Source organism: Trichlorobacter sp., assembly GCF_030247655.1.
Taxonomy (GTDB): domain Bacteria; phylum Desulfobacterota; class Desulfuromonadia; order Geobacterales; family Pseudopelobacteraceae; genus Trichlorobacter.
In genome coordinates, this window is the sequence record NZ_JAOTRZ010000086.1 from 1 (window position 1) to 11767 (window position 11767).

Here is an 11767-nt window from a genome sequence, read left to right on the forward strand (position 1 = left end):
GTACCATCAGCATTTATGAGCAGCTAACGGTTGATCAGGAACGCTGCAAAGGCTGCCTGCTCTGCACCACCGTCTGCCCTTCAGGCGCCTTGGAGATCAACCATGATTTTGCGGCCTGTCTGGCAGCACTCGCCAAGGTCAGCAAACCGGTCCTGGGCTGCTGCCGCACAACAGAATCCACCAACGCAGCCCTGCCCTGTCTGGGGGGGCTTTCGGAGGAGCACCTGCTGACACTGGTCCACCGCCTGAATGCAGACCTTACCCTGCATCAGGGCAGCTGCCCTGACTGCCCCAACAACAGCATGTTACCGCTGCTGCAGGAAAGAGTATCTCTCCTTGACGAACAGAAGGGAAAATGCCGGATCATCACGGCAGAGGCAGGCACGAACGTACCGCTTCAACATGAACAGCTTGACCGCCGCAGCTTCTTCAGCTCATTCCGCAGCGCCCTGCTTCAAACGGCTGCTGTTGTCATGAACAGCACAACAGAGCCGGTTGAAGCTACCCGCAGTTACGGAGACAAACGGCTGCCGCAACGCCGTGAGTTACTGAACCAAACCATCGCGAAACTACCCGAAGAGCAACAGAAACAAGTAAACAGACCGTTTTGTCACCAGATAACCTTCTCCCCGCACTGCACCGCCTGCCAGGGCTGTGTGGCCATCTGCCCCACCGGTGCCCTGAAAACCATAGACCGGTCACAGCAACCTGTCTTCAGGCAGGATCACTGTACCGGTTGCGGCCTGTGTGTGGAGTTTTGTCTGGATCAGGCGATCAGCTTGTAGAGACATCAACAAGGTATGCCATCATGGGCGCTTCCTTGACGCTCGCTGGCGATTGTTAAGCGACTGCTGTTTTTCATACCGCGTGAAGAGGTCTTCCTGGGGTGAAAACAGCACCTGAAGTTCCTTCTCACGGCCAAACAGACGTAGAGCTGCTGCCCAATGCCCTATGGAAACCGAGCAATCGCCCTTTTCCATCTTGTTAAGCGTGGGGATGCTCACCCCGATCCTGGCGGCAAAGTTTTTTTGAGTCTCGTTTTTTTGAAGTCTCTCGGCCTTGAGGCGTGCTCCAAGAGCAGAAAGTTCGTCCATGATGCCTCACACAAAACAAAATATACTTTTTCTTATGCTGCATTTAACCAAATAAAACAAAATATATTTTGTGTTGTTTAGAAAAACAACAATGGTAGTTTACTGCCTGCTACGACAGGCTACAATCAGTTCCGGCACACTGGGGTAGCGCATCTGCTCCAGTCGTGAAAAAATCTGCTCGCCATCCACCAGCACCGCCAGCTCGCTCTGCTTGGGGCCGCGCTCAATCTCTACTTCAACACCTTCCAGGTTTTTCTCAAGTTCAGCGGCAAGACCTGCCGCCATGGGCTGCTGCCCTCAGGATGCGCAGTACTGGATCAGGATCTTCATTTTGTTTCTCCTCTCTTTATAGTCACTCAAAAATAGCCAACGAATTCATGTTGGCATTGCGGCCTGCTAAACCGTGTAGCTACCCGGTTCCACCTCTCGGGCCTGGCCTATGGCAGCCAGAGTGGCCAGCAGCTCGGCCACGGTGGCGGTGCGGGCACGCAGGAAACTGCGGGCGATGGTCTCTGCCGTAACCGGGCCACCTGCGGCGGTCAGAGCGGCCCGGACAGCCGCTGCCTGCTCCGGCAGGGTTTTGGGCCAAGAGGGTTTGGACCGCTCGCCCTCACCCCGGCCCTCTCCCCCAGGGAGAGGGAGCAAACCTTGACCCTCGCCCTCTGGGAGAGAGTGGCCGGAGGCCGGGTGAGGGATGTTTTTAGCCTGATACTCCGGCCTTAGCCAGCGCACCAGCCCCTGGGCCTCTTCCTTGGCCCGCTGGCTGTTCAACGCCACCAGCCGTTCCAGCACGTCATCTTCCGGCAGGTTGGCGGGCCAGCCATAGGCGTTGGCCACGGCAGCGTCCAGCTCATCATGCAGTTGCCGCAGTACCGACACCAACCCCTGCTCATGGATAGTCTTTTCTTTGGCGGTTAAAACCAACCCCTCCCCGGCCCTCCCCTTATCAAGGGAGGGTGCAAGGCCTCCCCCCTGACAAGGGGGGATTGAGGGGGGTTGCAGCTGGCGTAACTTCTCCAGCACGTTATACATGCCGGTCAGGGTCAGCTCCGGGTGCAGATCCTGCTGCCGCTTGCGGTGGCTATCCAACCGCTCGGCAAGGGTGCGGATGGCCTGCTTTTGCTCGTCGGTGGCGTCGGGAAAGGGAAACTTGTTAAAGCAGTCGGTGTGGTTGTATGTTGGGTCATTGCCTACCCCCAACCAACCACCGGCGGCCAGCGCCCAAGTAACATGTTGGTAGCTGGAAAGGATTCCCAAGACGAAAGCATCTTCGCTGGCGATAACGACAATCTTGCTCTCTGCAACCATCTCTTTTGGCAGAAACTGGAAAATACGGTGTTTGGCAGTTCTTGTTGTCGCAACAAAACGACCTAACGTTGAAAGTGCAGATCTGAGAGTCTCGCCTGATCTCCTAAAAAGCCACCAATTCTTGGCAGTCCTTAACTCCCTATTGACTCCACGTTCAGGCATAACATGATCTATGACATGCTGTAGAACTGTGGGAAAATTCTTGGATTGATCCAACGTCTTACCATAAAAGTCAATTACATACCTTTCGCACTGACCTTTGACGAGGTCGCTTCCATTCATATAGGGTCTCAAGACCTGAGCTAACTCTGGTTCTTGCTGAAGCCATAGCTGGGCCTCCTCCTTGCTTACAAGAAACCCTTGGCTTCCTAGTTCGAATCCTTTTATCGCCAAAGATGAGTTCGCTATCAGTTGGTATGCTCCCATTATATTAGCCCCAGCAGTCAGGTCGGCGTGCAGCACCCCTTGCTGGGTACTCAACTCCACAGCTACCCCTTCGCCATTTCCCACTCGCTCAGCCATAACCGTTGCCAGCCTGCCTTTGGCACCCTCCTTGGCTGGCCTGCCAACGGTCATGGCGATCCGCACGGCAGCGCCATCGGCTGAATCAACCCAGGGGTGGTCAGGAATGGCAAAGGCTAACGACAAGGCTGGTTTGGCTGACAGGTGCTGCTCAATCACCCGGCGGTTAAAGGTCTGCTTGATACTGTTGGTGGTGATAAAACCAAAGTGGCGCAGCTTGCCCGTGCGGGTCAGCTCAGCGGCCTGCTGCCACCAGTACATCACAAAATCCGCCGAATCCGGCACATCCTTCCAGACTTTACGCAACGCCTCCACATAACCGTCACCCAGCGCGCGGCGCATGGTGGCAGCACCAATAAACGGCGGGTTACCCACCACAAAATCAGCCTCCGGCCATGCTGCTTGACGGGGGTTCAGATAGCGCAAAAGCGGCATCTGGGCGGCCTCGTCCGGCACCTGTTCGCCGGTGACCGGGTGGGTCTTGGTGGTAATCCCGTCCCAGCGGGTGACTGGCTGGCCATCTGCATCCAGCACCGGCTCGGTGCCATCGTAAGCCAGCACGGCATCGCGGCATTCAACGTTGCTGAATTTCTTGATGACCGGCTCCGGCGGCTGCACCTCGCCACGGGTGCGGAAGTGCCATTGCAGGTAGCCGATCCACAACACCATGTCGGTGATGGCGGCGGCGCGGGGATTGACCTCCAGACCCAGCAGCTGATGCGGGTCAACGGTCATGCTGGCCAGCTCCAGAGCGGCCTGCTGCTCGCCAAAGCCTTCCAGGGCGTTCAGCACCTCGCCTTCCAGGCGCTTCAAGTGCTCAAAGGTCACATACAGGAAGTTGCCGCTGCCGCAGGCCGGGTCCAGCACCCGCAGGTGGCAGAGCTTATGGTGATACTGCTTGACTAGGGTAATTGCGCCGGTCTGGTCTCCCTGGCCGTACAGGCTGACAGCGGCAGCCAGCACCGCCTCCCAATCAGCCCGCAGCGGTTCGATGACCGTCGGCAGTACCAGACGCTCCACATAATCACGGGGGGTGTAGTGGGCTCCCAGGTGGTGGCGTTCTCTTGAGTCCAGGGCACGCTCAAGCAAGGTGCCGAAGATGGCCGGCTCTACATCGCGCCAATCAGCCTTGCTGGCCTGGATCAGCAGCAGCAACTGCTCCTCACTGACCGGCAGCGCTGTGGCTTCAGAGAACAGGCCGCCGTTGAAGCGCAGCAGCCGCTCCCGCAGCACCGGCGAAAAACCGCCGTCCTTCATGGTGAGCCACAGGGATTCAATCAGGGGCGCAAAGGTCTGGGCTGTGCCGCGCAGGCTCTCCAGCAGGGTGGTGAAGCTGCTGTGGGGGATCAGGCCGACATCCTCGGCAAACATGGTGAACAGGCAACGCTTGAGGAAGTTGCCGACCTGTTCGGCACTATGGCCTTGCTGCTCAAGGGACTTGGCCAGAACCGCCAGCCGGTCAGCCACCTGGCGGGTAACGCGGGCGCTGTGTTTGGACGGGTCAAGGGCGTGGGGATCAGTCCAGGCCAGCCGCAGCCGCTCACGGATCGCCGCGTCTTCCAGATCAGCCAGCAGTATGCGGTGAGAACGCGGGTCAGGAAACGGCAGGTAGGCCTTGCCGGTGCAGGAAAATTCGCTATAGAGCTCGATGGCGTGGCCAACATCAACCACAATCAGAAACGGCGGCCAACCTTCACCAACCGGCAGGGCGCGGGCGTACTGCTCGGCCTGGCCCTTGGCCTTGAGCATGGCAACATCCCAGCCTTTGGTGCCTCGCACGGCAGTACCACGTTTGGCAGTAGACCAGCGGACGCCTTGTTCTCTTACCAGCGGCAAGCCGGACTGCCCTGGCTGGTCACTGCCCTGTTTGGCCTCCAGCACAAAACAGCCGCGCCGGTAGAGATCAATCCGGCCAATGCTGGTGCTGCCATCGCCATGCTGGAAGGTGACGGAGCGCTCAAACACGTAGGCGTTTTCGCGATCGTCAGGCCTGGTCGGTTCTGGTCGAGGAACAGTCAGGAGGTCGCACAGCTCGGAGAGAAACAGCTGGTAGTTGGCCCGTTCGGCAGCACCGGAGGACTCCCAGCGAAGAAGAAAATCAGTTATGACCGGCTCTGACATAGAGACTCCAGGCAGCATGTGTGGTGGGCATGGATACTAACACAAGCAGGCTGTGTTTGGTTTAGTTCGGTTCAACTACTGCCGGTGTCCGCCCTGCCGCACCCGCTTCAGCAGCCTATCCATGTAATAGTAGACCACCGGGGTGATGTAGAGAGTCAGGAGCTGGGAGGTCAACAGACCTCCCACCACTGCCAGCCCCAGCGGCTGACGCGCTTCACCTCCGGCACCGTAGCCGATGGCAATCGGCAGGGTACCCATCAGGGCGGCCATGGTGGTCATCATAATCGGCCTGAAACGGACAATCGCGCCCTCGTAGATCGCCTCCAACGGTGACTTACCCTGCTTGCGCTCCGCCTCAAGGGCGAAGTCGATCATCATGATGGCGTTCTTTTTCACAATGCCGATCAGCATGATGATCCCCACAAAACCGTAGATGTTCAGGTCACTTTTGAACAGCAGCAGGGTCAGCAGTGCGCCGAATCCGGCCGCAGGCAGACCTGACAGGATGGTGATCGGGTGGATATAACTTTCGTACAGCACCCCCAGCACCAGATAGATCACAAAGATGGCCAGCGCCAGCAGCAGCCAGAAACCGCGGAAGGAATCCTTGAATGCCTGGGCCGTACCCTGGAAGCTGGTGCTGACCGTTGGGGGCAGTTCCTTTTCTGCCTTTGCCTCGATCAGCTTCACCGCATCCCCCAGGGCCATCCCTGGTCTAAGGTTGAAAGAGACCGTCACCGACGGCAACTGGCCGGAGTGGTTGACCGCCAGCGGCCCCAGCTCTTTTGAGAGGGTGGCGATGGTTTCCAGCGGCACCAGCTGTCCTGCCGATGAGCGGATATAGAGCAGCTGCAGGGCTGATGGGTCCCCCTGCCAGCGCGGATCAAGCTCCATAATTACCTGGTACTGATCAGCAGGAGCCAGGATGGTAGAGACCTGCCGACTGCCATAGGCGTAGGACAGGGCATCCTCCACCTGCAACATGGTTAAGCCCAGGGCAGCCACCTTGTCACGGTTGATCGAGACCTTGATCTGGGGGTTGTTGATCTGCAGGTCACTGGTCACATCCTGCAGCTCAGGCAGCTCGCGCAATCTCGCCTCAAATGCCGCAGCAGTCCGGTATAGTTCTGTCGTATCCTGTCCCTGCAGAGTAAACTGGTACAGGCTCTTGGAACTCATGCCACCGATCTGGATTGAGGGGACATTCTTGGGATAGGCACGGATACCGGGCACACTGGCAAGCTTGGACCGCAACCGCTGTACCACCTGATCAGCGGTCAACTTGCGTTGGCTGCGGGGTTTCAGGCGGACAAAAAAGTAGCCGTTGTTTATATTCCTGATACCGCCGACAGACGACATAAAACCGTCAACATTGGGATCTTCAGCCAGAATCCGCGCCAATGCTTCCTGGTGCTGCTTCATATCTTCAAAGGAGGTGCCCTGGGCAGTCTCGGTATCAATGTTAATCCGGCCGGTATCCTCAGATGGCAGGAACCCCATCGGCACCACCTTGAACAGCCAGACGGTCAACAGCGTGATCAGCAACGTTGCCGCCATGGTGCTGCGACGATACTGCAGCACCAGCTTGAGCGACGTTTCATACCCCTGCAGCAATGCATCAAAGAACCGCTCCATGGCCAGATAAAAACGACCGTGGGACTTGGTATGGGGTTTGAGGAAGCGACTGCAGAGCATCGGGGTCAGGCTCAGGGACACAAAGCAGGAGACCAGGATGGCAGCGCTGATGGTGATGGCAAACTCATGCAGCAACCGCCCCAGAATCCCCCCCATGAACAGTACCGGCAGAAAGACCGCCACCAGTGAAACTGTCATGGAGATAATGGTAAAGCCGATCTCCTTTGATCCTTTGAAGGCCGCCTCACGGGCATCCTCCCCCTGCTCCATATGGCGGACAATATTCTCCAGCATCACAATCGCATCATCCACCACATAGCCCACCGCCAGGGTTAGAGCCATCATGGAGATGTTGTTGAGGGAGAAGCCGAACATCTGCATGGCGCTGAAAGTAGCGACAATGGAGAGCGGCAGGGCCAGGGAGGGGATCAGGGTGGCCCGCAGATTGCGCAGGAACAGAAAGATCACCATGATAACCAGGGCGATGGTCAGCACCAGGGTAAACTTCACATCATGCATTGATTCACGGATGGTGAGGGAGCGGTCGTAGAGAACATCAATCCCCACGGCATCGGGGATCTGGGCACGAAACTGAGGCAGCAGTTTTTTGACGCTGTCCACCACCTGGATGGTATTGGTGCCGGGTTGACGATACACCGCCAGGATAATGCCGCGACTACTGTTATACCAGGCAGCGGCCTTGTTGTTTTCCACACTGTCCACCACCCGCCCCAACTCTTCCAGATAGACCGGCGACCCGTCGCGGTAAGCCACCACCAGTTTGCGGTAGGCTGCAGCCTTCATCAGCTGGGCATCGGTCTCAATGGTATAGGCCTGATGCGCTCCATTCAGCGTGCCGGTGGGCAGTTTGACGTTGCCAGAGCTGATGGCCGATGCCACTTCATCAATGCCGATCTGACGGGAAACCAGCTCCTTGGGATCAAGCAGGGCTCGCACCGCATACTTCTGGGCGCCAAACACATTCACCTGGGCTACGCCGTTAATGGTGGAGACCCGGCGGGCGATCATGGTCTGGGCATATTCGTCAATACTGGAAAGTGGCAGGGTGGGTGAGCTGAGGGCCAGATACAGCACCGGCTGATCAGCCGGGTTGACCTTGCGGAACCAGGGGGGCGTGGTCATGTTCTTGGGCAGAAAGCGGACCGCCTGGGAGATGGCAGCCTGCACATCCTGGGCAGCAGCATCAATATCCCGATCCAGACTGAACTGGATGGTGATCCGGGTCTGACCGACACCGCTGGTGGAGGTCATGGAATCTACCCCGGCGATGGTGGAGAGCTGATTTTCAAGGGGAGTTGCCACGGCCGAGGCCATGGTATCCGGGTTGGCGCCGGACAGACTGGCATTGATCTGGATAGTGGGGAAATCTACATTGGGCAGATCATTGACCGGCAGCTGGCGGTAGGAAAACAGACCAAAGATCAGGATGGCAACCATGACCAGCGAGGTCATGATCGGACGCCGGATAAAGGGATCAGCGAAATTCACTTCTGTTTTCCACCGGCCGGGGGAAGCTCAGCAGTTACTGCTGCGCCGGGGGTCAGACGCAACTGGCCGTCAATCACCACGGTCTCACCGCTAGCCACCCCCTTTTCAATCACCGTCTCACCCTCTGCAGCCGGAGCAGTTACCACCTGACGCAACTCCACCTTCTGATCTTTGCTGACCACGTAGAGGTACTCCCCCTGCTGACCGTTCTGGACTGCCGAGGCAGGCACCACCACCGCGTTCTGACGGCTGGCAAGGGTTAGTACCAGATCTGCAAACTGGCCGGGCCACAGTTTGCGGGCCTTGTTGGCAAACAGCCCTTTCAGTTTGATGGTGCCGGTGGCCGGATTAACCGCATTATCCAGAAAGCTGAAGCTGCCGCTCTCAGCAGCCCCCGGATGCTGCGGGAGCATAGCCTCTACCTTCAGTTGCCCGCCTGCCATAGCCTGTTTCAGTTCAGCCAGTCGCTTCTCCGGCAGGTTAAAGGAAACATTGATCGGGCTGATCTGGTTCACGGTCATGATGGTCAGGTCATTGGCCTTGACCAGGTTACCGGCATGCAGCGCTACTGCGCCGGTGCGGCCAGTAAGTGGTGAACGGATAGAGCAGTACCCCAGCTGGATTCTGGCATTGGTAACCGCTGCACGGTCTGCCGCAACCGATGCAGACAGAGACTCGGCATTGGCCCGCAACTGATCGTACTGGTCGTGAGTAACAATCCCTTCCTTCAGCAGCCCTTCATAACGCCTGGCCTGATCTGCCGAAAAACGGGCCTGGGCCTGGGACTTGGCCAGATTAGCCTCGGCCTGTCGCAGTACTGCCTGGAACGGTTCAGGGTCAACACTAACCAGCAGATCTCCCTGCCGCACCTCACTCCCCTCAGGCAGGTGAATCCGGCTGATCTGGCCGGTTACCTGGGCCTTGAGCGCCACACTGCTAACTGCCTCAATCGTACCGATCGCCTTGATCTGAACCGGCACGGTCTTTTGCACTGCCTGGGCAGTTTTAACCGGTATCAGCGGCTTTGGCTTGGGTTTCTCTTTTTGAGGTGTACAGGAACAAAGCGCATACAGTGCGATTAAACACCAGAGTATCCGCACAATCCGCTTCATCAGAGTTATTTTCCCAAATATACGTGACATTTAAAGTTGCACCTCTCCGACATGTTCCCAACCCATCACCCGCAGACCGTTGTGGCTATAGAGGTCAGTTCCACCATAGATCAAGGTCGGATTAACGACGTTTTGTGCGGCCAGTTTACACCACTTTTCAAGTCCGGCAAAAGAATCACGGACCAGAGTTTTACCTGATTTAATTTCTATCGGCATCAGAGACGCTCCCTGCTCGACAATCAGATCAACCTCATTACCGTTACTGTCACGCCAGAAATACAGATTTGAACGTTCACCCCTGTTAAAGCGTGATTTTAGAAGCTCTGAGATGATAAATGTCTCAAACAGACTTCCACGCAACGGATGGTTCACCATCTGCTCCTCTGTTCTGATACCCAACAGCCATGCTGCAAGACCACTATCATAAAAATAAAGCTTGGGCATTTTTACCAGCCGTTTGTTGAAATTGGCATGATGGGGACGCAGCAGATAGACCAGATAACTTGCCTCCATTACTGATATCCAGGCCTTGGCCGTGTTGTGGGTAATGCCGCACTCGGTGGCAAGTGACGAAAGGTTGAGCAGCTGTCCGGTTCTGCCCGCACAAAGGCGTACAAAGCGCTGAAAGGTTTCAAGTTCTTGAATTTTAAGTATCTGCCGCACATCACGCTCAATATATGCTGCGGTATATGCGCCAAACCATGCCGATGGCGTAACATCACGGTCATAGAGCGGTGGATAACCGCCGCTAAGCAGCATGGAATCGCTTGAAGCGGGAAGTTTCCCGGCGTTGGCAAGCTCAGATACAGAAAAAGGAAGGAGTTCAACAAACGCGGTTCTGCCTGCAAGAGACTGGGTTATACCGGACATCAGGCCAAACTGCTGTGAACCGGTCAGAATAAAGAGTCCCAGACGATGGTCGTTATCAACCATCGTCTGCAGGTACGAGAGCAGTTCCGGACAGCGTTGAACTTCATCAAGCACCGCGCCATCAGGAAAACGGCCGAGAAACGAGCGGGGGTCATCATGTGCCTTTTGACGAAGGTCAGGATCTTCCAGAGATGCGTAAGGTCGCTCAGCAAAAAGCGCTTTGGCAAGGGTCGACTTGCCTGACTGACGGGGACCGGTCAACGTAACAACGGGGAACCCGCGCAGCAGGTTTCGGATACACTGTTCGCTACTTCGCTTAATCATGCCGACACCTTATACCGCTTTATGCAATCAGTCAAAAACATTTACAATTTACATAAACAAAAACTGAAGTCTGTCAAGCCTGCTGCTACGCTCTTGACGCATCAAGTACTACCCCAAAATTCTCATCCGACATTTTTGCTTGATTGGTTGAACCGTTTCATACACCCTGCCCCGCTTCCTTGCAATGCCCAGCAGCAGTATGCTAATAACGAGCACTATGAGTTCAGCCCTTCAAACCCCCATGATGAAGCAATACTTGGAGATCAAATCCCGGTACCCAGAGAGCATCCTGTTCTTCAGGATGGGTGATTTCTATGAGATGTTTCTGGATGATGCCCTGGTTGCCGCCCGCATTCTGGACATTACCCTCACCTCCCGCAACAAGAACAGCGCAGACGAAATACCGTTCTGCGGTGTGCCGTTCCACTCGGCCCAGCCGTACATCGCCCGGCTGGTTGAGGCCGGACACCGGGTGGCGATCTGCGAACAGGTGGAAGACCCCAAGCAGGCCAAGGGGATTGTCAAACGGGATGTGGTACGGGTCGTCACCCCTGCGCTGGTGACTGAAAGCGAAAGCCTTACCCCGGACGAAAACTGCTATCTTTTGGCGCTCTGTCAGCAGGGTGGACGGTGGGGCTGTGCCTGGCTGGATCTCTCCACTGGCGAATTCAAGACATCTGAAGAAGAAACACGTACCGGCGCTGCTGCCATGCTGGCCTCCATCGGACCACGGGAGCTGCTGCTGGCCGAAGGAATGCGTAAGGAGCTGCCTGAGGAGTTAAACCTGCTGCATGGCGAGCGGACCAAATCCAGCGTCGCTGACTGGGTGCTTGACCATGACTACTGCTCTGGACTGATCTGTAACCGCTTCGGCATCGCTTCACCGGATGCCTTTGGCCTGGACAGCCTGCCGCTGGCCCTGCTTGCAACCGGGATGGTGCTGCACTACCTGCAGGAAAATCGTCATGCAAGCCTGCCCCACCTGCGGGATATCAGCATTATCCGCAAAAACGATTTTCTGACCCTTGATCCTGCCACCCGCCGCAACCTTGAGCTGATCGCCACCATGACCGACAACAAGAAGGCCGGCTCACTGCTGGGCTGCCTGGATCGCACTGCCACCGCCATGGGTGCCCGTTGTCTCAAACAGTGGCTTTCCTATCCTCTGGTACAGGTTGAACCGATCCGCCAGCGTCTGTCTGCAGTTGAGGAACTGGTTGAACAGGGTCTGCTGCGGGATCAACTGGTGGCTGGACTAAAAGGGATGCATGA

Annotated in this window: 7 protein-coding genes and 1 pseudogene; 2 read left to right on the forward strand and 6 right to left on the reverse strand. The window is 56.7% G+C overall.

Annotated features, from left to right (window positions below; genetic code table 11):
• Window positions 1-785 (forward strand): 4Fe-4S binding protein (locus OEL57_RS09145; protein ID WP_300739851.1); only part of this gene is annotated, 785 nt, incomplete at its 5' end.
• Between the two features lie 21 nt (window positions 786-806).
• Here OEL57_RS09145 and OEL57_RS09150 read toward each other — a convergent pair.
• The 6 genes from OEL57_RS09150 to OEL57_RS09175 form a co-directional block, all read right to left on the reverse strand.
• A complete protein-coding gene (locus OEL57_RS09150) occupies window positions 807-1094 on the reverse strand; it encodes a helix-turn-helix transcriptional regulator (protein WP_300739853.1) in 288 nt (95 codons plus the stop codon).
• 99 nt (window positions 1095-1193) lie between these two features.
• Entirely contained in the window at window positions 1194-1379 is a 186-nt protein-coding gene (locus tag OEL57_RS09155) for an Rdx family protein (protein WP_300739855.1), read from the reverse strand.
• A gap of 111 nt (window positions 1380-1490) precedes the next feature.
• Window positions 1491-5045: a class I SAM-dependent DNA methyltransferase gene (locus tag OEL57_RS09160; RefSeq protein WP_300739857.1), complete on the reverse strand. Its 3555-nt coding sequence runs from the start codon at window positions 5043-5045 to the stop codon at window positions 1491-1493.
• Between the two features lie 75 nt (window positions 5046-5120).
• A complete protein-coding gene (locus OEL57_RS09165; protein ID WP_300739859.1) occupies window positions 5121-8189 on the reverse strand; it encodes an efflux RND transporter permease subunit in 3069 nt (1022 codons plus the stop codon).
• Complete coding sequence (locus OEL57_RS09170) at window positions 8186-9331, reverse strand: efflux RND transporter periplasmic adaptor subunit (protein ID WP_300739861.1); 1146 nt, start codon at window positions 9329-9331, stop codon at window positions 8186-8188. The genes OEL57_RS09165 and OEL57_RS09170 overlap by 4 nt, the downstream gene beginning before the upstream one ends.
• A complete protein-coding gene (locus OEL57_RS09175; protein WP_300739863.1) occupies window positions 9332-10495 on the reverse strand; it encodes an ATP-binding protein in 1164 nt (387 codons plus the stop codon).
• A gap of 256 nt (window positions 10496-10751) precedes the next feature.
• Between OEL57_RS09175 and OEL57_RS09180 the strand changes: the two are divergent.
• A pseudogene (locus OEL57_RS09180) lies at window positions 10752-11767 on the forward strand (DNA mismatch repair protein MutS); the annotation flags it as partial.